We start from the raw sequence: 25,446 nt of genomic DNA, 5'->3' as shown, positions 1-25,446 counted from the left end.
ACCGGCCCGCAGCCCCCCACAATCCGAAACCACCCAACTCAGTGGTTCTTCTTCCAATCCGCCTGCGCCGCGTTCAACTGGTCGGCCAACGTGTCCAGAAACTCCTTCGCCGTCACCTTCCCCAGCAACAGCTTCTGGAAATTCGGCTCGTTGTCCGCCTTGGAGATCGTGTTCCAGTCCGGCAGGTAATACGGCAGCTGCACAATCTTCGTGGACGCCCCGTTGAGCGCCTCCGCCGCCAACTGAGTCGGCTCAGACTTCTGAATCCACGCGGAGCGAGCCGCGTCCGTGTTAGCCGGAACCTGCCCCGCGGACTCGTTGTACTTGGAGTTCTCCGCCGCGGAAACCGCGAACTCGATGAACTTCCACGCCGCGTCCTTGTTCTTGCTGGACTTGAACAGACTCAGCCCGTCAACGGGGTTGGAGATCTGCACCCGCGTGCCGTCGTCCTGCGTCGGATTGGGGATGCCCTTGAACTTGTCCGCGCCCAGCGCCTTCAGGTGATCCTGATAGGAACCGAGGTTGTGACTGAGCATCCCGATCGTGCCGCTGTCCCACTGCGCGACCATCTTGGTGAAGTCGTTGTTGAGGTCGGCGGACGGCGTGTCCTTCTTGAACAGGCTCACGTACTTCGCCAACGCGGCAACGTTCTTCGGGTCGTTGACCGTCGTCTTGTCGCCGTTCCAGAAGGACGTGATCCCGGTCTGCCCGTACACCGCGTCGAGGGCCGGCGCGATGGACCCCTCTCCACCGCGAATGGTGAAGCCGAACTTGTTCTTCGCCTTGTCGGTCAGTTTGTCGGCGGCGGCGTAGAACTTCGACCAGGTGGTCGGCGCGTCAAGACCCGCCGCCTTGAACAGATCGGTTCGGTACCACAGCGTGCCGTTGTTCGCGGAGGTCGGGATCTGGTACAGCGTGTCCCCGCCGCCAGCGGACTTGCTGACGTCGAGCAGGTTCTGGCTCAACTTCCCGTTCAGGGAACTGGACTTGAGCCGGCTGTCCAGCGGCTCCAGCGCCCCCTGCACGGCGACCTCGGCGAGCACCGCGGTCCCCACCCCGCCGACGTCGGGCAGCCCGCCGCCCTGGATCGCGGTGTCGTACTTGGACTGGGCGCTCGCGGCCGGAATCCCGACGTACTTGACCTTGATGGTGGGGTTCTTCTTCTCGAAGTCCGCGATGATCTGCTTCCAGATGTCGGTGCGCACACCACCGTTGTTGTCCCAGAACGTGATCGTGCCCTTGCCGGAGCCCTCGTCACCCTTGTCCCCCGCGGCGCCGCTGCCGTCGTCGCCGCAGGCGGTGGCGGTGAGCGCGAGCACGGAACCCAGGGCGACGGCCATCGCGGCACGCCGGCTTCTGCGGATGCTGGTCTTCATAGGTCGGCTCTCTTCTTGTGGATCCAGCGGGGTCATGAGGGCGCAAGGCATTGGCAAGCGCTTGCTACGGAGGTGCGTCATTGCGACTCCCAACAGGCGTACGGGCAGGGCGAGTTAGCAGGACGATCTGGCAGGACGAGTTACTGAACCGAACTGATCCGGAACCGCGTGAACACGGCCGCGCCGGCATGTCCCGCGCCGGCGGGCGCGAGCGCGAAGAGCCCGAGCAGGGCCCCGACCCAGCGCCAGGGGGTGGCGGCGAACACCCGACCGGTCGGACGCGGCCCGCCCCCGACGTCGTAGAAGAAGCGGCAGCGCGCCCCCGCGCCGATCTCGATCCGCAGCCGGACGCGGGCGTCGGGGGCGAGGCAGGACTCCCCCGCGTCCCGTTCGCGCTCGGCGACGGGGTCGGCGAAGCGGTGGACGAAACGCACCTCTCCGTCCGCGCCCCGCTGGAGTCCGATCCAGCTGTACGCGTCGCCCAGCACGGCGAGCCCGGCCCGTGCCCCCAACTCCGCGCTGTGGAGCCGCAGTTCGACCTCGACCGTGACGGGCGTGCCGGGCAGTCGCTGGGTGAGGAGGTTCGGGAGACGGCGCAGGTCGTGGCCGTCGGGCGTGCGGGCGCAGGTCAGTCGCAGTCCGTCGCCCGAGTGGTGGGTCGCCCAGCCGTCCTGGGGGTTCGCGGTCCACTGCCACTGGCGGCCGTACCGTCCGCCGGGGAATTCGTCGTCGGTGGCGGGCGCGGCGGGCGGCTGCGGCGGGAGGTCGGGTTTCGGGTGTACGGCCACGGGGGCGCCCTCGTCGCCGATCACCGGCCAGCCGTCGTCGCCCCAGCGCATCGGCTGGAGGTGGACGACTCGGCCGTGGGCGCCGCGCTGTTGGAAGTGCAGGAACCAGTCCTCACCGGACGGGGTGCGCACCCACGCGCCCTGGTGGGGGCCGTTGACGTCGGTGTCCCGTTGTTCCAGGACGACCTTCTCCTCGTACGGCCCGAAGAAGCCGCGTGAGCGGAACGCGCCCTGCCAGCCGGTCCCGACTCCCCCTGCGGGCGCCAGGATCCAGAACCAGCCGTCGTGTTGGTGGACCTTGGGGCCCTCCAGGGTGAACCAGCCGGGGAGGCGGTCCGCGTCGACGATCACCTTGCCGTCGTCGAGCAGGGTCGTGCCGTCGGGGTGCATACGGTGGCCGGTGAGGCGGTTGTTGACGCCCGCGCGGGACTTGGCCCAGGCGTGGACTAAGTAGGCCTCGTCGTCGTTCTCGTCGTCCCACAGGGGGCACGGGTCGATGAGGCCCTTGCCCTCCTTGAGGAGGTGGGGGCGGGTCCAAGGGCCCCTGATCTCGGGGGCGTTGATCTGGAAGATGCCCTGGTCGGGGTCGCCCCAGAAGATCCAGAAGCGTTCGTCGTGGTACCTCAACGCGGGCGCCCAGACGCCGCAGTCGTGCCGTGGAGTCCTGAACTCCTCAGCCGGTTCCAGGCGTTGGAGGGCGTGGCCGATCAGGGTCCAACTGACCAGGTCGCGGGAGTGCAGCAGTGGCAGGCCCGGTACGCGGCCGAAGCTGGACGCGGTGAGGTAGAAGTCGTCGCCGACGCCGATGGCGTCCGGGTCGGACCAGTCGGCGTTCAGGACGGGGTTCGTGTACGTCTCGTGGGTCATTGGCCGACCGCCTTCCGCACCAGCACCGCCGCCTCGCCCCGGTCCAGGCGGCCGTCCGCGACGACCGTGACGATCCGTCGTACGACCGTGTCGCCGGGCGGGATCGGCAGCCGCTCGTCCGTCGCCAACGACGCGCCCACGCCCGGGAATTCGGTGGTGCGGACGAACCACGGGTCCTGGCGGGTGCGGTCCGTGGCACCGGCGAAGACCAGCGTCCAGCCGGGGCCGGCGAGGGCGAGCCAGTCGGCGTGGGTGCCGTGGACGGCCGGTTCGCCCTCGCGGTCGGCGGTGAAGACGCGCGGGGTGTCGGCCTCCTTGCGGGCCCGCCAGAAGAAGCCGCCGTACGCGGCGCCGGGGCGGCCGTTGGTGGCCGGGCTGCCGATCGACAAGGGGTCGGGCGTCACGTTGGTGAGCGAGAAGGTGAAGTCCAACGCCCAGGCGGTGTCGGTGAGTTCGGTGGCGGCGACCGTACGGCGTTCGCGGAGCAGCTCGACGCCGGAGGCGACCCAGCGGAGTTCCTCGACGAAGCCGTCGGGGTCGCGGAGCTGGAAGCCGGAGTGGCGTTGGGCGCCGTGGTTGTCCAGTTCCGTGGGGCCCTCGTCGCGGACGTACGTCCGGCCGCCCCAGAAGTTGTGCCCCTCGACGTCGGGAACGGCGACACCGACGCCGAGGTGGTGGGTGTGGTCGACGGGGCTCAACTCGGTGACCGTCGTACCGGACAGGGTGGTGACAGGGTGCAGATAGGGGCGCGGGGAGAGCCGGTCGGGCAGCTCGGGCCGGGTGACGTACCGGGCGACCGGGCGGCCCGCGACGCGGAGCACCGGCGTGTCGTGGGTGATCATCAAGGGCTCACCTCTTTCGGTGGGGCCCAGGGGGCGCCCAGCTCTGAGTAGAGGGCGAGGGTGTCGGCCGCCGCCGTGACCAGCGCGTCGATGCCGGGGACGACCCGGCGGTTCTCGGTGGAGATCAAGTTCCAGGCATTGGTGGGGAGTTGGGCCGGGTCGGGGGCCTCGCGGATCGCCTCGACCACCTTCATGAAGGCGCCGGTCGCGTCCGGTTCGACCAACAGCGCCTCGCCGTCGATGAGATGGGCGACCAGGTTCTCCAGCAGGTCCGTGCTGCCGTACTCGAACTCCTCGGGGCCGTGGCCGGCCCGCTGGAGCAGGGCGCGGTCCTGCTTGTACCAGTAGGTGATCCGTCCTTCGCTGCCGTGCACCAACACGTAGGGCTCGCCGGGGTGTTCGGCGCAGAGCGTCACGGCGACGGTGACCGGGCGGCCCTGGACGGTGGTGACGCGGACGCAGGAGGTGTCGTCGGACTCGATGTCGTTGGCCCGGACGAGTTCGGTCTCGATGCGGGTGACGTCCTCGGCGCGGGTCGTGCCGTTGAGGGCGAGGGCGGTGGCGACGGCGTGCGCGAGGGGGTTCGTCAGCGCGCCGTCGATCACGTCGACGCCGTTCAGGCGCCGCTTGCCCGCCCAGGGGGCGCGTCGGTAGTACGCCTCGTCCCGCGCCCAGGCACCGGCCCCGCCGACCCCGGTCAGGGTGCCGATCGCGCCCTCGGCGATCAGCTTCCGGATCGCGGGCACGGCGTGCGAGCCGAGCGACTGGAACCCGATCTGGCAGGCCACCCCGGCCGCGGCGACCCCGTCTGCCATCCGGCGGAACTCGGCGTACGACGGGGCGGGCGGCTTCTCCAGGAGCAGGTGCACGCCGCGCTTCGCGGCGGCCAGGGCGAGGTCCGTGTGGGTCGGGATCGGGGTGCAGATCACGGCCACCCGGGCGCCGGTGGCGTCGAGGAGCGCCCCGAAGTCCGGTGACTGGGACGGGAGTTCGGCACCGAACTCCTCCTCGGTCAGGGGGGTCAGCTCGCAGAGGCCGACGAGGCGCACGAGGCCCTTGTCCTGGAGTCGGCGGATGTTCTCGACGTGCCAGCGGCCATGGCCCCGAGCACCCGCCAGGACGACCGGGACGGGCATGGAGACGGGCGCGGGAACCGTCGTGGCGGCGGGCGCGGGGGCGGTCGTGGCCACGGATGCGGTGACGGCCGTAGGACCGGTCTTGGATGTCATGGGGTTCTCCCTGCTTCGACGATCTTCGCCAGCAGGGTAAGCGGTTGCCTCATCCCTTCACCGCCCCCGCGCTGAAGCCGGTGATCAGCCACTTCTGGATGAAGGCGAAGACGATCACCACGGGTACGGCCGCGACGATGCCGCCGGCGGCGAGCGCGCCGAGGTCGACGCTGTCCGCGCCCATCAGGGTGTTGAGGCCGACCGGGATGGTCTGCTTGCTCTGGTCGGACAGGAACATCAGGGCGAAGAGGAAGTGGTTCCAGGCGTGCACGAAGGCGAAGGAGCCGACGGCGATCAGCCCGGGCCGCAGGAGTGGGAGGACGACGATGCGGAACGCGGTGAGGCGGTTGCAGCCGTCGACCCAGGCGGCCTCCTCCAGGGACTGCGGGACGTTCCGGATGAAGCCGCTGATCAGGATCATCGACAGCGGGAGCTGGAAGACGGTCTCCGCGATGATGACGCTGCCGAGCGAGTTGATCATCTGGAGCTTGGCGAAGATCTGGAACAGCGGGACCAACAGCAGGGCGCCCGGCACGAATTGGGAGCAGAGCAGGGCCAGCATGAAGACTCGTTTGATCCTGAACTCGAAGCGGGCGAGCGCGTAGCCGCCGGCCAGCGCGACGACCGTGGTGAGGATCAGGGTGGCCACGCCGACGTAGACGCTGTTCTGGAAGTAGACGCCGAAGCTGCGTTCCGTCCACACCTTCTGGAAGTGGTCGAAGGTCATCGGCCAGGGCACCAGGGAGGTCGAGCCGGCCGGGCGGAACGCGAAGAGCAGGATCCAGTAGAAGGGGATCAGGGTGAAGACGAGGTAGATGCCCAGGGGGACGTAGATCTGCCAGCGCGGGACCTCGTCCCAGGCGCGGCGGGCCTTGCGCGGCTGGTGCGGTGCGGCGGTCTCCCGCTCGCGGGCCGGGGCGATCTCGGTGATCACTTGTCGCCGCCTCCGAACTTGCTGAGCCGCAGATAGATGATCGAGAAGAACAGCAGGATCACGAACGCGACCGTGGTGAGGGCCGAGGCGTAGCCGAAGTTGTGGGCCTCGACGCTGGTGTTGGCGACGTAGAGCGGGAGCGTGGTCGTCTCGCCGGCCGGGCCGCCGCCGGTCAGGGTGTAGAGGAGGTCGACGTTGTTGAACTCCCAGACCGCGCGCAGCAGGGTGGACAGGACGATCGCGTCCTTGAGGTGCGGCAGGGTGATGTGCAGGAACTGCTGGAAGCGGCTCGCGCCGTCCACCTCGGCGGCCTCGTAGAGGTCCTTCGACACGGACTGGAGGTCGGCGAGGATGAGGATCGCGAAGAAGGGGACGCCCCGCCAGAGGTCCGCGACCACCGCTGCGGAGAAGACCGTTGAGGGGTCGGAGAGCCAACTCGTGCCGTACTGGCCGATTCCCATGTCGGCGAGGTAACGGGTCACGCCTGTCTGGGAGTTGTAGAGGAGCACCCAGATCGCGGAGGTCAGTACGCCCGACACGGCCCAGGGGGAGAACACCAGCGCGCGGCCGATGGATCGCCCTACGAAGGTCTGGTTGACGATGAGCGCGAGGGCCAGTCCGAAGAGGAGTTGCAGGCCGACCTCTACGACGACCCACTTGGCGCTGAAGGTCAACGTGTCCCAGAACTGGGGGTCGTCGGTGAAGGCGTGGGTGAAGTTGTCGAGGCCCGCGAAGCCGTTGCGCCAGGGTTTGGTGGGGTTGTAGTTCTGGAGGCTGTAGTAGAAGACGCTGATGACCGGGTAGGCGATGAAGCCCAGCATGAGCAGTCCGGCCGGGGCGATCAGCAGGTACGGGAGCCTGCGCGGGGTCGCGGAGGCACGGCGCCGCCGGGGTGGCGCGGGCGGTTTCGCCACGGCTGCGGCTTGGGCCATGACTGTTCTCCGTTCAGTACAGGACGCTCGGTGCGGGACGCTCAGTGCAGGAAGCGCTTGCTCGACGGGCGTGCGAAGGACGGGGGGTACGGGGGTGCTCAACCGGCGTACGGATCAGGCACCTTGCCCGGCCGGGCGAGGAACTCGAAGTCGCAGCCGGTGTCCGCCTGGGTGATCTGTTCGTTGTAGAGCGCGCCGTAGCCGCGCTCGTACCGTGCGGGCGGCGGTGTCCACTCCGCCCTGCGCCGCGTCAACTCCTCATCGTCCACGTTGAGTTGGAGGGTGCGAGCCTCGACGTCCAGGGTGATGGTGTCCCCGGTCCGGACGAGCGCCAGTGGTCCGCCGACATACGACTCGGGCGCGATGTGCAGCACGCACGCGCCGTAACTCGTGCCGCTCATCCGGGCGTCGGAGATGCGGACCATGTCCCGGACGCCCTTCTTGAGCAGGTGGTCGGGGATCGGGAGCATGCCGTACTCGGGCATGCCCGGTCCGCCCTTGGGGCCCGCGTTGCGCAGCACCAGCACGCTGTCGGCGGTGATGTCCAACTCCGGGTCGTTGATGGTGCGTTGCATGGTCCGGTAGTCGTCGAAGACGACCGCGGGGCCGGCGTGTTTGAGCAGGTGGGGTTCGGCGGCGATGTGCTTGATGACGGCGCCGTCGGGGCAGAGGTTGCCGCGCAGGACGGCGACCCCTCCTTCGCTTGCCACCGGGTTGTCGCGTGGACGGATCACGTCGTCGTTGTGCACCTGGGCGCCCGCGAGCTGTTCGCGCAGGGTGTCGTGGGAGACGGTCGGGCGGTCCAGGTGGAGCAGGTCGGTGATCCGGGAGAGGAAGCCGGGCAGGCCGCCGGCGAAGTGGAAGTCCTCCATGAGGTACGTCCGTCCGCCGGGCCGTACGTTCGCGAGGACCGGGACCGTGCGGGCGATGCGGTCGAAGTCGTCGAGCGTGAGGTGGACGCCCGCGCGGCCGGCCATGGCGATCAGGTGGATCACGGCGTTGGTCGAGCCGCCGAGGCCGAGGACGGTGGTGACCGCGTCCGCGAAGGCGTCCTGGGTGAGGATCGACGAGAGAACACGCCCTTTGTGGACTTGTTCAACGATCCTCATGCCGGATTGCGCGGCCATCCGATCGTGCCCCGAGTCCACGGCGGGGATGCTGGAGGCGCCCGGCACGGTCACGCCCAGCGCCTCGGCCGCCGCCGTCAGCGTGGACGCGGTCCCCATGGTCATGCAGTGGCCGGGCGAACGCGCCAGGCCGCTCTCCAGCTCGGTCAGCTCGCAGTCGCCGATGAGGCCGGCGCGCTTGTCGTCCCAGTACTTCCACATGTCGGTGCCGGAGCCGAGGATCTCGTTGCGCCAGTGGCCCGGGAGCATGGGTCCGGCGGGGACGAAGACGGTGGGCAGGTCGACGCTCGCGGCGCCCATGAGCAGCGCGGGCGTCGACTTGTCGCAGCCGCCCATGAGCACGGCACCGTCGACGGGATACGACCGCAGCAGTTCCTCGGTCTCCATCGCGAGGAGGTTGCGGTAGAGCATCGGGGTCGGCTTCTGGAAGGTCTCGCTGAGCGTGGAGACCGGGAATTCGAGGGGGAAGCCGCCCGCCTGCCACACGCCCCGCTTGACCGCCTGGGCGCGGTCCCGGAGGTGCACATGACAGGGATTGATGTCCGACCAGGTGTTGAGGATCGCGATGACGGGCTTGCCGAGGTGTTCCTCGGGGAGATAGCCGAGCTGGCGGGTGCGGGCCCGGTGGCTGAAGGAGCGCAGCCCGTCGGTGCCGTACCACTGGTGGCTTCTGAGCTCTTCCGGTGCCTTCATACGGACCATCCGGCGGCTATCGCGGCGACCTCGGCGCGCTCGCTCTCGGGCAGGGGCTTGCTGGGGGGCCGTACGTCACGGCGGCACAGGCCGAGGGACGCAAGCGCTTCCTTGACGATCGTGACGTTGTTCGCGGAGCCGTTCGCAGCCCTTAGTTCCTCGAATCTGCGGATCTGTTCCCATACCTTCATGGCTCCGGGATAGTCCCTTGATCGAAGCGCTTCGATCATGTTCAGCGAGACGGACGGGGCGACGTTCACGAGTCCTGAGGTGAAGCCGGTGGCGCCCGCCGAGAAGTAGGAGGGCGCGTACGGTTCGGCCAGCCCGGCCACCCACACGAAGCGTTCGAGCCCCGCGTCCCGGGCGAAGGCGGCGAAGCGGGCCGCGTCCGGGACGGCGTACTTGACGCCGATGACGTTCGGGCAGTCGTCGGCGAGTTCGGCGAGGCGGGCGCCGAGGAGCTGGGCGTTGCGGATGTACGGGACGACGCCCAGGTCGGGCACGGCCTCGGCGATGGCGCGGTGGTAGTCGACCCAACCGCCCTGCGAGACGTAGGGGTGGACGGGCTGGTGGATCATCACCATCTGGGCGCCGTGGTCGAGGGCGTGCCGGGCCGAGGCGATGGCGGTGGGCACGTCGTGGCCGACGCCGACGAGGACGGTGGCCCTCTCACCCGTCTCGTCGAGGGTCAACTCCGTGACGAGCTGCCGCTCTTGAGGGGTCAGGGTGTAGAACTCTCCGGTGTTCCCGTTGGGCGTGACGATGCCGATCCCGCCGTCGAGCAGTCGGCGCAGCAGGGCCCGGTGGGTGTCCTGGTCGACGCCGCCGTCCTCGGCGAACGGGGTCACCGGGATCGCCACCACGTCGGCCAGGGCGGCCCGTTGGGCCTCGAACGTCGCCGTCATGCCCGACCGTCCTCTCGGGGAGTCTCCAACTCGGTGCCGGGGAAAGCCCGTTGCACGAACGACGCGATGTGGGCGTGCAGCGCGGTCGCCGCGCCGTCCGCGTCGCCGTCGAGGGCGAGCCGCAGGATGTCCCGGTGTTCGCCGGCCTCCCGCTCCCAGGAGGGCGAGGCGGCCCAGGCGACGGCGGAGACGAGGGCGGCCTGGTCGCGGACCTCGTCGAGCATCCGGCCGAGCAGCGGGTTGCCGCACGGCAGGTACAGGGCGCGGTGGAACTCCCGGTTGGCGAGGGAGCGTTCGGCGGTGTCGGTCGCCACGTCGGCGCGGGTCAGGGCGTCGCGCGCGGCGTCCAGGGAGGCACGGCGACGGACGGCCCGCCGTAGCGCCTCCGGTTCGAGGAGCAGCCGGACGTCGTACACCTCGCGCGCCATGTCCGCGTCCACCATGCGCACCGTGACGCCCTTGTACTGGTTCATCACGACGAGCCCGGTACCGGCCAGGGTCTTGAGCGCCTCGCGCACCGGGGTCTTGGACACCCCGAACTGTGCGGCGAGTTCGGTCTCGACCAGTGGCTGACCCGGCGTCAACTGCCCGGTGAGGATGCGGCGTTTGATCTCCTCCTGCACGTACTGCGTGCGGGACGGGATCGGCGTGGGCACAGAGGTCATGCGCGCCTCTCGGATGTCACGTGGCTGCGGTCGCGGATCGGCTCTCGGATATCCGATCTCGCGTATCGCGTCTCATATATGACGTACGAAGTACGACGCGTTGAAGGTAGGAGCGGCCCTGTGTTTCGTCAATGCTTCTGACAGAAGAACTAGAAAGCGCTTCACATGGCCGCGGTTCACATGGTCTTGGTGACGCCTTCGAGCGCGGCGGAGGTCCGGCCGGGGAAGATCGCGGCTGCGCGCTCCAGCGCCGCTTCCCTGGTGAGGGTGGGGCCCACGTGGGTGATGAGCAGTTCGCGCGCGCCCTTGGCGCAGGCGCCGGCGTCCTCCGGCGTGAGGTGCACCTGGCGTTCGCCTTCGCGATGCCGATCGATGTCGGCCTCGCAGAGGAACACGTCGGCGCCGCCCGCGAGTTCGGCCAGCGCCTCGCAGGGTCCGCTGTCCCCGGAGTAGGCGAGGACGCTCCCCTGGCACTCGGCGCGCAGCCCGTACGCCTCGACGTCGTGGACGACGGCGCGTGCGGTGAGGCGGAGGTTCCAGTGCCGGACGGAGTGGCCGTCGTAGAGCGTGCGGAAGTCGAAGACGCCGCTCAGGAACCGTACGTCCGGCTGTCCGAAGAAGCCGGCGAGGCGGCGGGCGCAGTCCTGTGGGGCGTAGAGCGGGATCGGGGCGGCCGGGGTCATCCCGCCGAAGGCGAACGCGTAGGCCGCGGCGAGGAGATCGGCGCAGTGGTCGGCGTGCAGATGCGAGATCCAGATCGCGGTGAGCCGCGCCGGGTCCGTGTGCCGCTGCAACTCCGCGAACGTCCCGGTGCCCGCGTCCACCCACACCTCGGCGCCGCCGCCGCGGAGCAGGTACCCGGAGCAGGGGCGGCCGGGGCGCGGATGCGGGGAGGCGGTGCCGAGGACGGTCAGACTGAGGGGCATGGTGGGGAAGAGTACGGTTCCGGGGGCCTCGGCACTCACATTTCAGGGCGTTCCGTGGTGCCTGGCCTCGGACCGCCCGCGCCTGGGCACCGCGGTCAGTACCCTGACGCGGTGCTCTTCGGGGCGGCGACGCACGGGGAGGCGGGACGGGCTCCTCTGCAACCCCACGGCGTCAGCGCGGAGTTGGCCCGTTCCAGGCGTCCTCCCCTCCACGACCTACGGCTTCCAGCCCGGGTCCCGTCCGCTCAGGCCCACCGCCCGGTCGAGTAGGGGTGCGTCGGTCGGGACCAGGACCACCGGTCCGAAGATGCCCCCGCCTCCGGTCGGGTCCTCGGCTGCCGCCAGCAGGAAGGTGTACGACGTCTGCAGCGCGGCCGGGTCGGGGTCGTAAGGCTGGCCGGTGGCCACGGCCAAGTCCCAGCCGTGGATGACCAGTTCGTCGGCCACGACGGCGGCGGCGACCGCGCCGGGGAGGTCGATGCCGCCCGCGCGGGTCATGCCGGTCCAGGCGGCCGGGTCGCGCCAGGCCTCGGCGAGTCCGTCGAGGACCTTGGGGAAGTCCTCGCGCCAGCCGGGGCCGATGTCGGAGGCGCCGGTGTCCGGTGCGGTGTCCGTCATGACGCCCAGATCCTTGCGCGCGGCGTCCCGAAAGGCGACGGACAGGCCGAGCAGATGCCCCAGCATGTTGCGTACGGCGGTGCGGGGGCACGGGGTCACCTCCGGGAGCTGCTCGTCGGTGACGCCCTCGACGAGACGGGCGACGACGCGGGTCTGCGGGCCGAGGTCGAAGCGGCTGTCGGTCATGCGCTTTCCTTTCGGGGGGCGGTCTCCACTCGTGAGGTAGACCGGCGAGGGCCCCGAAACTCATCGCTCGCCCGCGCGCCCTGTGCGGGACCGCGCCGCGGGGGCGTATCTCGTGGGCCCGGCCTTGTAGGGTCCGCCGTCGCCACGATCGCCGACGATGACCTGCTGCGCGACTTCAGCGGAGCGTTTGCGCCGCTTGGACCAGGCACGCTTCTCTGGCCTCGCTCACTCCGGGCGCGTCCTGGTACTGGTCACCGTCCTCGCACCCGCACTCGCACCCGACTCAGAGTCCGGCCGGCGTCTCCTGCCCCAACCCGCCCCCGGCTCCGTCCCTGACGCCGCGTCCGACTCAAAGTCCGCCCAACGCCTCCCGTACCCCCGTCAAGTCCCCCTCCGACGCCAACCCCGCGTGGTAGAGCCGGAGTTCGGTCGCGCCGAGTTCCCGGGCGCGGGCCGCGTCCGCGCCCAGGGCCCCCGGGCGGCCTCCCATCCCGGAGACGACCGTGAAGTTGGCGGCCAGCACCGCGCCGGCCCGGGCCTGTTCGGCGAACGGGGTCAGCAGGCCCGCGCCGCCTGTGCAGGGGACGACCACGCCGTCGGACACGGAGAGGATGTGGGCGGGGTCCACGCCGGCGTTGGCGCCGCAGTGGTAGGACTCCGGGTCCGCGTGGAGCAGGATCTGGAAGTCGGCGGGTGCGGCCGCCCGGACCGCCGCGATCGCCGTCTCCTGGAGGGTTCGGGCCCTGTCGTCGCGCCACGCGCGGGTGACCGTCGCGTTCGCCTCGCCGAGGAGTTTCTCGACGCCCGGCCAGCCGCCGTCGGAGGGCGCCCCCTGCCACACCGGTTCCAGCGCCACGCGTACCGCCGCCGCCAACTCCTCGGCGTCGAGGCCCTGTTCGCCGTAGCCCTGGTGGCAGGTCGGGCAGAAGCAGAGGGCCATCAGGTACTGGCCCGCGTCCCCGAGGGGCACTCCCCCGGTCTTGTCGTGGGCGTGCAGGTGGGTGAGGCCGTACCAGCCGAGGGACTCCAGTTCGGTGCCGCGCGCGCCGGGGCGTACGGCCGCCTCGGCGGCGAGGTCGACGAGGTACGCGCGCGTGGCGGGCTGGGCGACGCAGGGGGCCCAGGGGTAGCGGTCGCCGTAGGCGTTGACCACCGAGGTGTCCGGATGGTCCGCGCCCAGGCGGGAGTTGTGGGCGAGCACGACCCAGGTGTGCACGTCCAGGCCCGCGTCCGCGAGCGCGGTGGCGGCCTCCCCGTAGGCGTCGCCCGGCGCCCAGTCACCGGCCTCGTACGGCCTCAACTCCCGTCCCTGCCAACGGGAGTCCGGCGGGTACAGGACGGCCGCGTGCTCGGCGGTGACGACGCGGTGGCGCGGGTGGCGGGGGGTCAGCGCGCGCGTGGAGTGGTACGCGGAGGCCAAGGTCGCCTGCTGGACTCCGAGTTCGGCGATCCGGCCGCCTGCCTCCGGGTCGCCGTTGACATCCCAGGGGTAGACGAAAGCCGACGCCTTCACGCGCCCTCCTCGATCCGTGAATCCATCTGCGCCTCGACCAATGTGTAGCCGCGCTCGATGAGTTGGGCCAGTTGTTTGACGTGGTCCTCGGTCGGTTCGGTCAGCGGTGGGCGGACCTCGCCGACGTCCAGGCCGCGCATCCGCACGCCCGCCTTGACGAGCGAGACGGCGTAACCGCGGCCCTGGGCGCGCAGTTCGACGAACGGCAGGTAGAAGCCGTCCAGGAGGCGGTTCGCCGTGGTGTCGTCGCCGGTGACGAGCGCGCGGTGGAAGGCGAGCGCGATCTCGGGGGCGAAGCAGAACACGGCGGACGAGTAGAGGGTGATTCCGATGCCCTGGTAGGCGAGCTGGGTCTGTTCGGCGGTCGGCAGTCCGTTGAAGTACAGGAAGTCGCCGGGGACTTCGGTGCGTACGGTGCTCACGATCCGCTGCATCAGGTCGAGGTCGCCGAGGCCGTCCTTGAAGCCGATGACGCCCTCGGTGCGGGCGAGTTCGACCACGGTCGCCGGGGTGAACACGGCGTTGTCGCGCTGATAGACGATGACGGGCAGCGCGGTCGCCGCGGCCACCTCCCGGTAGTGCCGCAGCAGCCCCTCCTGCCCGGCGACGACCAGGTACGGCGGCATCGCGAGCAGGCCGTCCGCCCCGGCGCCCTCCGCGAGCCGTGCGTACCGTACGGCGAGCGCGGTGCCGTAGCCCGCGCCCGCGACCACGGGCACCCGGCCCCCGGTCGCCTCCACGGCGGCCCGCACGCACGCCTCGAACTCCTCGGGCAGCAGCGCGTGGAACTCCCCGGTGCCGCAGCACGCGAACACGGCGGCGGCTCCGGCCTCGACGCCCCGGCGGACATGCGCGCGGTAGACGTCGAGATCGACGGAGCCGTCGGCGCCGTACGCGGTGACGGGGAAGAACAGCGGCCCGCTGGGGATACTGAGCCGGTCGGCGAGAGGGGCTGGCGTCACGGGCTCTCCCTTGAAACAGGCGCGTGCGTTCTTCTGATCAACGTCTACATTTCTGAACAGCCCCACCCTAAGGATCTGCCTCAGGGTGGGTCAAGCAGGCAAATGAGCAAGAAGGAAGCGAATTTCCCAGGTCCGCGCCACACTTGACGGGCATGGTGGCCGACCTTAGCTTGTCCATGCATGTGAATATCGTTCACGCATGAGGCCGCTGATCCTAGGAGACCGAGGATGCCCGCTCCCCGCACCGTTCTGCTCACCGGCGCCGCAGGCGGGCTCGGCACCCTGATGCGGGAGCTGCTCCCCGCGTACGGCTACGAGCTGCGGCTGCTGGATCTGCGCCCGATCGAGGGCGAGCCGGACGCGATCACCGCCGACCTCTCCGACAAGGCGGCGCTCCGCGAGGCCGTGCGGGGCGTCGACGCGATCATCCATCTCGCCGGCATCTCCCTGGAAGCCTCCTTCGACAAGATCCTCGCGTCGAACATCGCGGGCACGTACAACCTCTACGAGGCCGCCCGCGAGGAGGGCGTCCCGCGCATCGTCTTCGCCTCCTCCAACCACGCGGTCGGCTACACCCCGCGCCCCCAGGGCGACACACCTCTTGATTCAAGCGTGCTCATCCCGATCGACACCCCGCACCGCCCCGACACCTTCTACGGCCTGTCCAAGTCCTTCGGCGAGGATCTGGCGCAGCTCTACTGGGACAAGCACCGCCTGGAGACCGTCTCCGTACGCATCGGCTCCTGCTTCCCGGAGCCCAGCAGCGTGCGCATGCTGTCGATCTGGATGAGCCCCGCCGACGGCGCCCGCCTCTTCCACGCGGCCCTGACCGCCGAGGACGTACGGCACACGATCGTCTACGGCTCCTCCGCCAACACCCGTCTGTGGTGGGACCTTTCGACCGCGCGGGCGCTCGGTTACGAGCCTGAGGACGACTCCGAGCCGTACGCCGAGAAGCTGATCGCCGAGCAGGGCGAGCTGGAGCCGGGCGTCGAGGCGCACGCCTATCTGGGCGGCCACTTCGTGAACGACCCGCCGATCTGGCCGTACTGACGGGAAAACCACGGACGCGGCGGCGGGCGGGCACCGAACGGGCCCGCCCGCCGGCATGTTCGGGCACGGACGCTGCCCGATCTCACCCCCCGGCGGACAGCGGCGCAGGTCCGCGACGGACACACCGCGCGGTAAACGGTCACACACGGGCAGCATCGGGCCTGCAACAGGCCTGGTCAGTGCCGCGCACCGGCTGTAGAACTTCCCCCATGGGTCCCACCGGGCCCGAACGGGCAGTACTCCAGTGAACGGGAAGGCGGTGTCGGCCATGAGCGCGAGTTCGGCGGAGGAACGTCAGCGGAAGATCGTGCGCGCGGCGCGCCGCACCGGCGCGGTCGACGTCACCGCGCTCGCCGCCGAGCTGGGCGTGGCCAAGGAGACCGTACGGCGCGATCTGCGGGCCCTTGAGGACCACGGGCTGGTCCGCAGGACCCATGGCGGCGCCTACCCCGTGGAGAGCGCCGGTTTCGAGACGACGCTCGCCTTCCGCGCCACCAGCCATGTCCCGGAGAAGCGCCGGATCGCGGCCGCCGCGGCCGAGCTGCTCGGGGACGCCGAGACCGTCTTCGTCGACGAGGGCTTCACCCCCCAGCTCATCGCCGAGGCGCTGCCCAGGGACCGGCCGCTGACCGTGGTCACCGCGTCCCTGCCCGTCGCGGGCGTGCTCGCCGAGTCCGAGAACACCTCGGTGCTGCTGCTCGGCGGCCGGGTCCGGCACGGCACCCTCGCGACCGTCGACCACTGGACGACGAAGATGCTCGCCGGCTTCGTCCTCGACCTCGCCTTCATCGGCGCCAACGGCATCTCCCGCGAACACGGCCTGACCACACCGGACCCCGCCGTGAGCGAGGTCAAGGCACAGGCCATCCGCGCCTCCCGGCGCACCGTGTTCGCGGGTGTGCACACCAAGTTCGGGGCGGTCAGCTTCTGCAGGTTCGCCGAGATCGGCGCCCTGGAGACGATCGTCACGAGCACGCTGCTCCCGTCGGCCGAAGCCCACCGCTACTCACTGCTGGGGCCACAGGTCATCCGCGTCTAGCACGCCGTTTGAATTTCCAACTGAGTCTCTACATAGAGCGCAGCCATGCCCGACCGAACCCCTTATCTCCCTATACGTCCAGGAGCGATCCATGCGAACCCAGAGCCGACGACGGCCGCCGCGAGCCACGCTCGCCCTGGCCGCCGTAGGGACGCTGCTCGCCCCGCTGCTCTCCGGCTGCTGGGTCGGAGCGGGCGGCGCCGGATCAGGCGGCAACTCGATCAACGTCCTGATGGTCAACAACCCCCAGATGGTCGAACTCCAGAAACTGGCCCCGCACTTCACGAAGGAGACCGGCATCGAGGTCAACTTCACGGTGCTGCCCGAGAACGACGTCCGCGACAAGATCAGCCAGGACTTCGCCAACCAGGCCAGCCAGTACGACGTGGCGACCCTCTCCAACTACGAGATCCCGATCTACGCCCGCAACGGCTGGCTGCACGAGATGGACTCGTACGTCGCCAAGGACCCCGCCTACGACGAGCAGGACATCCTCAAGCCGATGCGGGAGTCCCTGACCGCCGACGACGGCAAGCTCTACGGGCAGCCGTTCTACGGCGAGTCGTCCTTCCTGATGTACCGCAAGGACGTGCTCGCCGAGAAGGGCCTCACCATGCCCGCGCACCCGACCTGGACCCAGGTGGCCGACATAGCCGCCGAGGTCGACGGCGCCCAGTCCGGCATGAAGGGCATCTGCCTGCGCGGGCTGCCCGGCTGGGGCGAGTTGATGGCCCCGCTGACCACCGTCGTGAACACCTTCGGGGGCACCTGGTTCACCAAGGACTGGAAGGCGCAGCTCGACTCCCCCGCGTTCGAGAAGGCGACGAAGTTCTATGTCGACCTCGTCCGCGAGCACGGTGAGTCAGGCGCGGCCCAGTCCGGCTTCGCCGAGTGCCTGAACAACATCACCCAGAGCAAGGTCGCCATGTGGTACGACGCCACCTCGGCGGCGGGATCGCTGGAAGCCAAGGGCTCCCCGGTGAAGGGCAAGATCGGCTACGTCCCGGCGCCCGTCGAGAAGACGGACTCCTCGGGCTGGCTCTACACCTGGGCCTGGGGCATCCAGAAGGCGTCCCACAACTCCGACAAGGCCTGGCAGTTCGTGTCCTGGGCGTCCAGCAAGAAGTACGAGCAGCTGGTCGGCGAGACGGACGGCTGGGCCAACGTGCCGGCCGGGAAGCGCGCCTCGACGTACACGAACCCCGAGTACGTGAAAGAGGCCGCCGCCTTCCAGGAACAGACGAAGGAGGCCATCGAGGGTGCCAAGCCCAACGACCCGGGTGTGCAGCCGCGGCCCGCGCCCGGCATCCAGTTCGTCGACATCCCCGAGTTCACCGACCTCGGCACGAAGGTCTCCCAGGAGATCAGTTCGGCCATCGCCGGACGTCAGTCCGTCGACTCGGCCTTGAGGAAGTCCCAGAAACTCGCCGAGAAGATCTCCAAGGAGTACGAGGGACGATGACCGCCACGACAACGGCCCGTCTGGCCGCCACTCCGACCCGCACCGCGCGTCAGCCCTCGGACAGGCTGCGCGCCTGGGCCACCCGTGCCCCGCTGCTGCCCGCCCTCGTCTTCATGATCGTCGTGACCCAACTCCCGTTCGTGGCCACGCTGGTGATCTCCTTCTTCGACTGGAACGCGCTCTACCCGAAGGCCCGCCACTTCACCGGCGTCGACAACTACCACGAGGTCCTCACCGACGCCGATCTGCGCCACTCGGTGTGGACGACCATCCTGCTCACCGTCGCGGTGGTGCTGGCCAGCCTGGTCCTCGGCCTGCTGCTCGCGCTGCTCCTGGACCGGAAGTTCCGCGGCCGGGGCTTCGTCCGCACCCTGCTGATCGCCCCCTTCCTGGTGGTGCCGGTGGCCGCGGCCCTGCTCTGGAAGCATGTGCTCTACAACCCTGAATACGGGCTGCTCAACGGTCTGTTGCACTATGTGGGCGGCCCACAGCCGGACTGGATCTCCAACACCCCGCTGCTCGCCGTGGAGGCCTCGCTGGTGTGGCAGTGGACGCCGTTCATGATGCTGATCCTGCTGGCCGGGCTCCAGAGCCGCGACCACCAGCAGATCGAGGCCGCGAAGGTGGACGGCGCCAGCGACTGGCAGGTCTTCCGCTATCTGACGCTCCCCCACCTGCGCCGCTATCTCGAACTCGGCGCCCTGCTGGGCTCGATCTACATCGTCCAGAACTTCGACGCGGTCTTCACCATCACGTCCGGCGGCCTGGGCACCGCCAACCTGCCCTACACCGTCTACCAGAGCTTCTACCAGGCCCACGAGAACGGCCTCGCCTCGGCGGCCGGCGTCCTGGTCGTCATCGGCTCGATCATCATCGCGACCTTCGCCCTGCGCGTCGTGTCGTCCCTGTTCCGTGAGGAGGCGTCCCGCGCATGAGCAGCATCGCCGTACGCGTGCGTGCCCGCCGCAAAGGCGCGGGCCTCGGTCTGGTGGCCTGGCTCCTGGGCATCGTGTTCTTCCTGCCCATCGCCTGGATGGCGCTGACGTCGTTCCATTCGGAGACGGACGCGGCGACCAATCCGCCGTCCTTCAGGGCCGCCCTCACCCTGGACGGCTACCGGGAGTTCTTCGGCACGGGCGGCGGCGCGAGCCCCTGGCCCGCGCTGGTCAACTCCCTTGTCGCGTCCGTGGCTTCGACGCTCTTCGTGCTGCTGCTGGCGTTCCCGGCGGCCTACGCGCTGTCGATCCGCCCGGTGAGGAAGTGGACCAACGTCCTGTTCTTCTTCCTGTCCACGAAGATGCTCCCGGTGGTGGCGGGTCTGCTGCCGATCTACCTGTTCGCGAAGAACGCCGGGATGCTGGACAACATCTGGCTCCTGGTCATCCTCTACACCTCCATGAACCTGCCGATCGCGGTGTGGATGATGCAGTCCTTCCTCGCCGAGGTCCCGGTCGCCGTCATCGAGGCGGCGCAGATCGACGGCGCCCGGCTGCCGACCATCCTCGCGCGCGTGATCGCTCCGATCTCCCTCCCAGGTATTGCCGCGACAGCTCTCATCTGCTTCATCTTCAGCTGGAACGAGCTGCTGTTCGCCCGGGTCCTCACGGGGGTCGTCGCCGAGACCGCGCCCGTCTTCCTCACCGGCTTCATCACCAGTCAGGGCCTGTTCCTGGCGAAGGTGTGCGCCGCGTCGCTCGTCATCTCCCTGCCGGTGCTCGCCGCGGGGTTCGCCGCCCAGGACAAGCTGGTCCAGGGCCTCTCCTTGGGAGCCGTCAAATGAAGGCCGCCGTCATCGAGTCCGTGGGCCGCGCCGTCGTCACCGAGGTCCCGGACCCGACGCCGGGCCCCCGCGAGGTCGTCGTCGAGGTCGCCGCCTGCGGCCTCTGCGGCACCGATCTGCACATCCTCCAGGGCGAGTTCGCGCCCAAGCTGCCGATCGTGCCGGGCCACGAGTTCGCCGGCGAGATCGTCGCGGTCGGCACCCAGGTCACCGAGGTCTCGGTCGGCGACCAGGTGGCCGTGGACCCCTCGCTGTACTGCTACGAGTGCCGGCAGTGCCGCAACGGCCACAACAACCTCTGCGAACGCTGGGCCGCGATCGGCGTCACCACGGCGGGCGGCGCGGCCCAGTACGCGGTGGCCCCGGTGGCGAACTGCGTCAAACTGCCCGAGCACGTACGCACCGAGGACGCGGCCCTGGTGGAACCGCTCTCCTGCGCGGTGCGCGGCTATGACGTCCTCAAGTCCCGCCTGGGCGCACACGTCCTGATCTACGGCTCCGGGACCATGGGCCTGATGATGCTGGAGCTGGCCAAGCGCACCGGCGCGGCGAGCGTCGACATCGTGGACCTGAACCCGGCCCGCCTGGAGACGGCCCGCACGCTCGGTGTCTCCGGGTCGGCGGCGAACGCGGACGAGCTGGACCGGCCGCAGGGCTGGGACCTCGTCGTCGACGCTACCGGCAACGCGGCGGCGATCCAGGACGGCCTGGACCGGGTGGCGAAGGCGGGCACGTTCCTCCAGTTCGGGGTGGCCGACTACGCGACCCGGGTGTCGATCGACCCGTACCGCATCTACAACCAGGAGATCACCATCACCGGCTCCATGGCGGTGCTGCACAGCTTCGAGCGGGCGGCGGAGCTGTTCGCGAACGGGGTCCTCGACCCGGAGATCTTCATCAGCGACCGGATCGAGCTGGAGCGCTATCCGCAGGCGCTGGAACAGTTCGCGGCGGGGGTGGGACGGAAGATCGTGGTGATTCCCTAGGGAGTCAGCGGGACGCGAGGGGGATTCGGGCCGGTACTTCCAAGGCTTGGCAATTGGTCGCTTGGTAAGGGAACGGCAAAATGGTCTCGGTCGTTCACGAGTCATGACAGCTATGACCCCCGGCTCGAACATCCCTCTCTCCGCCGCGCGCGTGACGGTGGACGTCGCCGCCCCGGTGCGGCTCGACGTATCGGGCCTGCTGCTCACGGGCGACGGCAAGGTGCGCTCCGACGACGACTTCATCTTCTACAACCAGCCGACGGGCCCCGGCGTGACCTACCGCTCCGGCGGCGGTACGGCACCCGACGCGATCATCGTCGACACCGGCGCCGTCCCGCCGGGCATCGAGAAGATCGTCGTCACCGCCAGCCCGGACGCGGCCGGCCAGAGCTTCCAGGGCATCGAGCCCACGGCGACGATCCGCAACGCGGACGACAACAGCGTGCTGGGCACCTTCACTCCCCCGAAGCTCGGCGCCGAGACGGCACTCGTGGTCGTGGAGGTCTATCTGCGCAACGGCGCCTGGAAGGCCCGCGCGGTCGGCCAGGGCTATGCGAACGGCCTGGCGGGCATCGCCACGGACTTCGGCGTCTCGGTGGAGGAGCCCGCTCCGGCGCCCGCTCCGGTCGCCCCGCCCGCGCCTGTGACGCAGGCCCCGGTGGCGCCTCCGGTTCCCGCCGCGCCCCCGGCCCCGCCCGCCGCGCCCCCGCTCGGCGCCGGAAAGATCAACCTCGACAAGGGCCGCGTCAGCCTCCAGAAGAACCAGACGGTGTCCCTGGTCAAGGGCGGCCGCGCACTCCTCTCCCAGGTCAAGATGGGCCTCGGCTGGGAGCCCGCGTTCCGCGGCAAGGACATCGACCTGGACGCCTCGGTCATCGCCTACGGCCCGCAGCGCAACCACGTCGACAGCTGCTACTTCGGCAAGCTGTCGATCCTGAACGGCGCGATCAAGCACTCCGGGGACAACCTCACGGGTGAGGGCGGCGGTGACGACGAGGTGATCGTGGTCGACCTCGGCCGCATCCCGGAGAACGTCACGGGCCTGGTCTTCACGGTGAACTCCTTCTCCGGCCAGAAGTTCACCGAGGTCGCCAAGGCCTACTGCCGCCTCCTGGACGCCGCGACCGGCGAGGAGCTGGTCCGCTTCGACCTCACCAACGCCGAGGCCCAGACCGGCGTGATGATGGCCAAGCTGGTCAAGCAGTTCTCCGGCGAGTGGGACATGACCGCGATGGGCGAATTCGCGAAGTCCCGCACGGTGCGCGGCATGGTGAAGCCGGCGGCCCAAGCGCTGTAACCACCACGGACAGACCACCACCGACACAGTCCTACGACCGCTGCGGGCGCCCCTGATCAGGGGCGCCCGGCGTTCTTCACTCCCCCTGGGCGGCGGGCCGCAGGCCGTCCGTCACCAGGGACAGATAGCGGCGGATGAACTTCCCCTGGCCGTCCGCCAGTTCGGAGGCCGTGGACACTCCGTGGGCCAGCCGCAGGATCTCGATCGGCTCGACATCCCGGCGCAGGGTCCCCTCCCGCTGTGCCGCCTCGACCAGCCGCTGCGCCGCACCCTTCATGGAGCCCGCGCATGCCGTGAGCGCGGCCTGGCTGCCATCGGTGACGGCCGACCCCAACAGCGCCTTCATGCCGCGCACTTGAATCATGCCGAGGCCGACCCAGTACAGCCACTCGACCAGCGCCTCACCGGGCGGGAGTTCCTTCGCGATCTCGTCCGCCCGGGACGCAAGCGCCTCGATCCGGTCGACGTAGGCCGCCTCCAACAGCGCCTGGCGTGTCGGGAAGTGCCGGTACAGCGTGCCGGAGCCGACCCCCGCGCGCTTGGCGATGTCGTCGAGCGACGCGTTCTCCCCGTGCTCGGCGAACGACTCCGCCGCCACCTTCAGCAGCCGCTCGTAGTTGCGCCGGGCGTCCGCACGCATGGGTCTGACCTGCGTCATCCAGATACTCCTTGCGAACCGGGGACTCTCTCCGTATCTTACCGAGTACTAAACGGAGACAGTCCCCGCTTATGTCGGCGGGCAGTCCGTGCTGCCCGCACGCCTTTCAGCCGGGGACGCCAGAGCGGGAGAACTCCATGTCCACCCCGTCCGCACCGCCCACCACCGATGCTCTCTCCGCGCCACCCCGGACCGCCAGGCTCGGAACCGTCCTCTTGGTCGTCGTCACCGCCTATCTGATGGTCGGCGTCGACTCCACCGTCGTCAACGTCGCGCTGCCCGCCATCCAGAAGGACCTCGACTTCAGCCCCACCGGCCTGTCCTGGGTCCTCAACGCCTACACACTCGCCTTCGGCGGACTGCTCCTGCTGGGCGGCCGGGTCGGCGACATCATCGGCCGCCGCCGGACACTCACGATCGGCGTCCTGGTCTTCGCCGGCTCCTCGCTCCTCGGCGGACTGGCCTCCGACAGCGCCTGGTTGCTCGCGGCCCGCGCGCTGCAGGGCCTGGGCGCCGCGCTGATCGCACCCAATACCCTCGCCCTCATCACCACCAACTTCCCGGAGGGCCCGCGCCGCCACCACGCGCTCGGCATCTACACCTCCATGGCCGGCATCGGAGGGTCGATAGGACTGGTCGTCGGCGGCATGCTCACCTCCTGGGCGTCCTGGCGCTGGTCGCTGCTGATCAACGTCCCGATCGGCATCTCGGTCGCCCTCGCGCTTCCCCGCTTCGTCACCGAAACACCGCGCCACGCGGGCCGGTTCGACGCCGCGGGCGCACTCACCGGCACCGCCGGGATGACCTCGCTGGTGTACGCGTTCATCCGGGTCTCCTCGGACGGCTGGGGCGATCTCCAGGCGCAGTTGGGCTTCAGCGCGGCGGCCGCACTGCTCGCCGGCTTCACCCTGGTCGAGTCCCGTGCCGCCCAACCCATCATGCCGCTGCGCCTGTTCGCGGACCGCAATCGCGCGGGCGGCTACGTGGGCGTCCTGCTGCTGCCCGCCGGCATGTTCGGCGCGTTCTACTTCCTCACCCTGATCAGCCAACGAGTCCTGGACTACAGCCCGTTGCGCACGGGCTTCGCCTTCCTGCCGATCACCCTGGCGGTCTTCACAGTGGTCCGCTTCGTACCGCGCCTGCTGGCCCGCTTCGGCGCCAAACCGGTGCTGCTCACCGGCATGGCCCTGCTCGCCACCTCGACGGGCTGGCTCTCGCGACTCCGCCCCGGCGACGGCTACTTGACCGGACTCCTCGGCCCGCTCGTCCTGATGGGCGTGGGCGTCGGCCTCAGCTTCATGCCGCTCAACGTGACGATCCTCGCGGGCATCGGGCCGCGCGAGGCGGGCTCCGCGTCCGGACTCCTGCAGACCCTCCAGTGGCTCGGCGGCACCCTCGGACTGTCCATCCTGGTCACGGTGTTCGGCACGGCGACCCGGCACGCGACCGGATCGCCGTCCGACATCCTCGTCCACGGCTCGGCCCGGGCGTTCGGCGTCGGCGCGCTGATCGCCCTGACCGCCTTGCTGGTGTCGGCGCTCGTGATCACCGGCAGGAAGCCCGAGGCGGCCGCGAAGGCTCCCTAGAACAGGGCGCTGTACGCGTTCAACGCGGGCTGTCCGCCGAGGTGGGCGTAGAGCACGGTGGAGTCGGCGGCGATCTCACCGCGAGCGACCAGGTCGATCATCCCGGCCATGGACTTGCCCTCGTACACGGGGTCGGTGACCATCCCCTCGGTGCGGGCGGCGAGGCGCATCGCCTCCAGGGTGGTCTCGTCCGGGATGCCGTAGACGCCGGCGTGGTAGCGGTCGTCCAGTTCGACGTCGTCGACGGTCAACTCCCGCTCGACCCCGATCAGTCGGCCGGTGCCGTGCGCGATACGGGCCACCTGTTCGCGGGTCTCGGCAGGCTTGGCCGACGCGTCGATGCCGAGTACGCGCCGCTCGCGCCCGCCCGCCTGCTCGATCGCCCGGAACCCGGCGACCATGCCGGCCTGGGTCGAGCCGGTCACCGAGCACACCACCACGGTGTCGAAGAAGACGCCCAACTCCCGCTCCTGCTCGGCGACTTCGTAGGCCCAGTTGGCGAAGCCGAGGCCGCCGAGCGGGTGGTCGGAGGCACCGGCCGGGATGGCGTACGGCTTGCCGCCGCCCTCCTCGACCTCGCGCAGGGCCTGCTCCCAGCTCTCCTTGAAGCCGATGCCGAACCCGGCCTTCACCAGGCGTACGTCCGCTCCGGCGAGCCGGCTGATCAGGATGTTGCCGACCTTGTCGTAGACGGAGTCGGGCCACTCCACCCAACTCTCCTGGATCAGCACGCACTTGAGCCCGGCGCGGGCGGCACAGGCGGCGACCTGGCGGGTGTGGTTGGACTGCACGCCGCCGATCGAGACGAGGGTGTCACAGCCCTTCGCAAGGGCGTCGGCGACGAGGTACTCCAGCTTGCGGGTCTTGTTCCCGCCGTACGCCACACCGGAGTTGCAGTCCTCGCGCTTGGCCCACAGGGCGGCACCGCCGAGGTGCGCGGTGAGGCGCTCCAGCGGGTGGACGGGCGAGGGGCCGAAGAGGAGGGGGTAACGGTCGTACGAGGAAAGGGACATGGGATCTCC

23 protein-coding genes are annotated in these 25,446 nt (G+C 69.9%); 8 read left to right on the top strand and 15 right to left on the bottom strand.

Going from position 1 to position 25,446, the window contains the following annotated elements; all coding sequences use genetic code 11:
- Nucleotides 1-38: 38 nt before the first annotated feature.
- The 13 genes from ACIRRY_RS39030 to ACIRRY_RS38970 form a co-directional block, all read right to left on the bottom strand.
- Entirely contained in the window at nucleotides 39-1,376 is a 1,338-nt protein-coding gene (locus ACIRRY_RS39030) for an ABC transporter substrate-binding protein (protein WP_403982745.1), read from the bottom strand.
- Nucleotides 1,377-1,516: 140 nt separating this feature from the next.
- Complete coding sequence (locus ACIRRY_RS39025) at nucleotides 1,517-3,031, bottom strand: family 43 glycosylhydrolase (protein WP_403982742.1); 1,515 nt, start codon at nucleotides 3,029-3,031, stop codon at nucleotides 1,517-1,519.
- A complete protein-coding gene (locus ACIRRY_RS39020) occupies nucleotides 3,028-3,873 on the bottom strand; it encodes a PmoA family protein (protein WP_403982739.1) in 846 nt (281 codons plus the stop codon). Before ACIRRY_RS39020 ends, ACIRRY_RS39025 begins: the two co-directional genes overlap by 4 nt.
- Nucleotides 3,873-5,102, bottom strand: a complete 1,230-nt coding sequence (locus tag ACIRRY_RS39015) for a Gfo/Idh/MocA family protein (protein ID WP_403982736.1) — start codon at nucleotides 5,100-5,102, stop codon at nucleotides 3,873-3,875. Before ACIRRY_RS39015 ends, ACIRRY_RS39020 begins: the two co-directional genes overlap by 1 nt.
- 49 nt (nucleotides 5,103-5,151) lie before the next feature.
- Nucleotides 5,152-6,036 carry a carbohydrate ABC transporter permease gene (locus tag ACIRRY_RS39010; protein ID WP_403982733.1) on the bottom strand — a complete coding sequence of 295 codons (885 nt, stop codon included), beginning with the start codon at nucleotides 6,034-6,036 and terminating at the stop codon, nucleotides 5,152-5,154.
- A complete protein-coding gene (locus ACIRRY_RS39005; RefSeq protein WP_403982730.1) occupies nucleotides 6,033-6,968 on the bottom strand; it encodes a carbohydrate ABC transporter permease in 936 nt (311 codons plus the stop codon). Before ACIRRY_RS39005 ends, ACIRRY_RS39010 begins: the two co-directional genes overlap by 4 nt.
- Nucleotides 6,969-7,066: 98 nt before the next feature.
- Complete coding sequence (araD, locus tag ACIRRY_RS39000; RefSeq protein WP_403982727.1) at nucleotides 7,067-8,797, bottom strand: L-arabinonate dehydratase; 1,731 nt, start codon at nucleotides 8,795-8,797, stop codon at nucleotides 7,067-7,069.
- Nucleotides 8,785-9,693 (bottom strand): dihydrodipicolinate synthase family protein, encoded by a 909-nt coding sequence (locus ACIRRY_RS38995; protein WP_403982725.1) that lies wholly within the window; start codon nucleotides 9,691-9,693, stop codon nucleotides 8,785-8,787. Before ACIRRY_RS38995 ends, araD begins: the two co-directional genes overlap by 13 nt.
- Nucleotides 9,690-10,358 (bottom strand): GntR family transcriptional regulator, encoded by a 669-nt coding sequence (locus ACIRRY_RS38990; protein WP_403982722.1) that lies wholly within the window; start codon nucleotides 10,356-10,358, stop codon nucleotides 9,690-9,692. The genes ACIRRY_RS38995 and ACIRRY_RS38990 overlap by 4 nt, the downstream gene beginning before the upstream one ends.
- 176 nt (nucleotides 10,359-10,534) lie before the next feature.
- A complete protein-coding gene (locus tag ACIRRY_RS38985) occupies nucleotides 10,535-11,284 on the bottom strand; it encodes an MBL fold metallo-hydrolase (RefSeq protein WP_403982719.1) in 750 nt (249 codons plus the stop codon).
- Between the two features lie 216 nt (nucleotides 11,285-11,500).
- Complete coding sequence (locus ACIRRY_RS38980) at nucleotides 11,501-12,088, bottom strand: TIGR03086 family metal-binding protein (RefSeq protein WP_403982717.1); 588 nt, start codon at nucleotides 12,086-12,088, stop codon at nucleotides 11,501-11,503.
- A gap of 349 nt (nucleotides 12,089-12,437) precedes the next feature.
- Nucleotides 12,438-13,601 (bottom strand): hypothetical protein, encoded by a 1,164-nt coding sequence (locus tag ACIRRY_RS38975; RefSeq protein ID WP_403982714.1) that lies wholly within the window; start codon nucleotides 13,599-13,601, stop codon nucleotides 12,438-12,440.
- Complete coding sequence (locus tag ACIRRY_RS38970; RefSeq protein WP_403982712.1) at nucleotides 13,598-14,563, bottom strand: 5-dehydro-4-deoxyglucarate dehydratase; 966 nt, start codon at nucleotides 14,561-14,563, stop codon at nucleotides 13,598-13,600. The genes ACIRRY_RS38975 and ACIRRY_RS38970 overlap by 4 nt, the downstream gene beginning before the upstream one ends.
- 228 nt (nucleotides 14,564-14,791) lie before the next feature.
- Between ACIRRY_RS38970 and ACIRRY_RS38965 the strand changes: the two genes are divergently transcribed.
- The 7 genes from ACIRRY_RS38965 (at nucleotide 14,792) to ACIRRY_RS38935 (ending at nucleotide 22,180) form a co-directional block, all read left to right on the top strand.
- The gene (locus ACIRRY_RS38965) at nucleotides 14,792-15,616 is read left to right on the top strand and encodes an NAD-dependent epimerase/dehydratase family protein (RefSeq protein WP_403982710.1); all 825 of its coding nucleotides are present in this window, start codon (nucleotides 14,792-14,794) and stop codon (nucleotides 15,614-15,616) included.
- 268 nt (nucleotides 15,617-15,884) lie between these two features.
- Nucleotides 15,885-16,655, top strand: a complete 771-nt coding sequence (locus tag ACIRRY_RS38960) for a DeoR/GlpR family DNA-binding transcription regulator (RefSeq protein ID WP_403982707.1) — start codon at nucleotides 15,885-15,887, stop codon at nucleotides 16,653-16,655.
- 91 nt (nucleotides 16,656-16,746) lie between these two features.
- Entirely contained in the window at nucleotides 16,747-18,117 is a 1,371-nt protein-coding gene (locus ACIRRY_RS38955; RefSeq protein WP_403982704.1) for an ABC transporter substrate-binding protein, read from the top strand.
- The gene (locus tag ACIRRY_RS38950; RefSeq protein ID WP_403982701.1) at nucleotides 18,114-19,052 is read left to right on the top strand and encodes a carbohydrate ABC transporter permease; all 939 of its coding nucleotides are present in this window, start codon (nucleotides 18,114-18,116) and stop codon (nucleotides 19,050-19,052) included. The genes ACIRRY_RS38955 and ACIRRY_RS38950 overlap by 4 nt, the downstream gene beginning before the upstream one ends.
- Nucleotides 19,049-19,897, top strand: a complete 849-nt coding sequence (locus tag ACIRRY_RS38945) for a carbohydrate ABC transporter permease (RefSeq protein WP_403982698.1) — start codon at nucleotides 19,049-19,051, stop codon at nucleotides 19,895-19,897. Before ACIRRY_RS38950 ends, ACIRRY_RS38945 begins: the two co-directional genes overlap by 4 nt.
- Nucleotides 19,894-20,883: a zinc-dependent alcohol dehydrogenase family protein gene (locus ACIRRY_RS38940; protein WP_403982694.1), complete on the top strand. Its 990-nt coding sequence runs from the start codon at nucleotides 19,894-19,896 to the stop codon at nucleotides 20,881-20,883. The genes ACIRRY_RS38945 and ACIRRY_RS38940 overlap by 4 nt, the downstream gene beginning before the upstream one ends.
- Nucleotides 20,884-20,995: 112 nt before the next feature.
- Entirely contained in the window at nucleotides 20,996-22,180 is a 1,185-nt protein-coding gene (locus ACIRRY_RS38935) for a TerD family protein (RefSeq protein ID WP_403983030.1), read from the top strand.
- 76 nt (nucleotides 22,181-22,256) lie between these two features.
- Here ACIRRY_RS38935 and ACIRRY_RS38930 read toward each other — a convergent pair whose 3' ends face one another.
- Entirely contained in the window at nucleotides 22,257-22,838 is a 582-nt protein-coding gene (locus ACIRRY_RS38930; RefSeq protein ID WP_403982692.1) for a TetR/AcrR family transcriptional regulator, read from the bottom strand.
- 137 nt (nucleotides 22,839-22,975) lie between these two features.
- Here ACIRRY_RS38930 and ACIRRY_RS38925 point away from each other — a divergent pair, with 137 nt between their 5' ends.
- Nucleotides 22,976-24,424 carry an MFS transporter gene (locus ACIRRY_RS38925; RefSeq protein ID WP_403982689.1) on the top strand — a complete coding sequence of 483 codons (1,449 nt, stop codon included), beginning with the start codon at nucleotides 22,976-22,978 and terminating at the stop codon, nucleotides 24,422-24,424.
- Here the strand turns inward: ACIRRY_RS38925 and ACIRRY_RS38920 are convergent.
- Nucleotides 24,421-25,437 carry a 1-aminocyclopropane-1-carboxylate deaminase gene (locus ACIRRY_RS38920; protein WP_403982687.1) on the bottom strand — a complete coding sequence of 339 codons (1,017 nt, stop codon included), beginning with the start codon at nucleotides 25,435-25,437 and terminating at the stop codon, nucleotides 24,421-24,423. The genes ACIRRY_RS38925 and ACIRRY_RS38920 overlap by 4 nt on opposite strands.
- Nucleotides 25,438-25,446: the final 9 nt, after the last annotated feature.

This window comes from Streptomyces sp. NPDC101776, from assembly GCF_044766845.1.
Classification (GTDB): Bacteria; Actinomycetota; Actinomycetes; order Streptomycetales; family Streptomycetaceae; genus Streptomyces.
The sequence above is the reverse complement of the archived record's forward strand: the minus strand, read 5'-3'. Positions and strand labels throughout refer to the sequence as shown.

Bases quoted from the DNA above. Each gene is read 5' to 3' on its own strand.
- ACIRRY_RS39015 (WP_403982736.1), bottom strand. From the start codon at position 5,102: ATGACATCCAAGACCGGTCCTACGGCCGTCACCGCATCCGTGGCCACG.
- araD (WP_403982727.1), bottom strand. From the start codon at position 8,797: ATGGTCCGTATGAAGGCACCGGAAGAGCTCAGAAGCCACCAGTGGTAC.
- ACIRRY_RS38925 (WP_403982689.1), top strand. From the start codon at position 22,976: ATGTCCACCCCGTCCGCACCGCCCACCACCGATGCTCTCTCCGCGCCA.
- ACIRRY_RS38920 (WP_403982687.1), bottom strand. From the start codon at position 25,437: ATGTCCCTTTCCTCGTACGACCGTTACCCCCTCCTCTTCGGCCCCTCG.
- ACIRRY_RS38935 (WP_403983030.1), top strand. From the start codon at position 20,996: ATGACCCCCGGCTCGAACATCCCTCTCTCCGCCGCGCGCGTGACGGTG.
- ACIRRY_RS38955 (WP_403982704.1), top strand. From the start codon at position 16,747: ATGCGAACCCAGAGCCGACGACGGCCGCCGCGAGCCACGCTCGCCCTG.
- ACIRRY_RS38985 (WP_403982719.1), bottom strand. From the start codon at position 11,284: ATGCCCCTCAGTCTGACCGTCCTCGGCACCGCCTCCCCGCATCCGCGC.
- ACIRRY_RS38940 (WP_403982694.1), top strand. From the start codon at position 19,894: ATGAAGGCCGCCGTCATCGAGTCCGTGGGCCGCGCCGTCGTCACCGAG.
- ACIRRY_RS38965 (WP_403982710.1), top strand. From the start codon at position 14,792: ATGCCCGCTCCCCGCACCGTTCTGCTCACCGGCGCCGCAGGCGGGCTC.
- ACIRRY_RS39020 (WP_403982739.1), bottom strand. From the start codon at position 3,873: ATGATCACCCACGACACGCCGGTGCTCCGCGTCGCGGGCCGCCCGGTC.
- ACIRRY_RS38980 (WP_403982717.1), bottom strand. From the start codon at position 12,088: ATGACCGACAGCCGCTTCGACCTCGGCCCGCAGACCCGCGTCGTCGCC.
- ACIRRY_RS38930 (WP_403982692.1), bottom strand. From the start codon at position 22,838: ATGACGCAGGTCAGACCCATGCGTGCGGACGCCCGGCGCAACTACGAG.
- ACIRRY_RS38995 (WP_403982725.1), bottom strand. From the start codon at position 9,693: ATGACGGCGACGTTCGAGGCCCAACGGGCCGCCCTGGCCGACGTGGTG.
- ACIRRY_RS38960 (WP_403982707.1), top strand. From the start codon at position 15,885: ATGAGCGCGAGTTCGGCGGAGGAACGTCAGCGGAAGATCGTGCGCGCG.
- ACIRRY_RS38950 (WP_403982701.1), top strand. From the start codon at position 18,114: ATGACCGCCACGACAACGGCCCGTCTGGCCGCCACTCCGACCCGCACC.
- ACIRRY_RS39030 (WP_403982745.1), bottom strand. From the start codon at position 1,376: ATGAAGACCAGCATCCGCAGAAGCCGGCGTGCCGCGATGGCCGTCGCC.
- ACIRRY_RS38990 (WP_403982722.1), bottom strand. From the start codon at position 10,358: ATGACCTCTGTGCCCACGCCGATCCCGTCCCGCACGCAGTACGTGCAG.
- ACIRRY_RS38945 (WP_403982698.1), top strand. From the start codon at position 19,049: ATGAGCAGCATCGCCGTACGCGTGCGTGCCCGCCGCAAAGGCGCGGGC.
- ACIRRY_RS39025 (WP_403982742.1), bottom strand. From the start codon at position 3,031: ATGACCCACGAGACGTACACGAACCCCGTCCTGAACGCCGACTGGTCC.
- ACIRRY_RS39005 (WP_403982730.1), bottom strand. From the start codon at position 6,968: ATGGCCCAAGCCGCAGCCGTGGCGAAACCGCCCGCGCCACCCCGGCGG.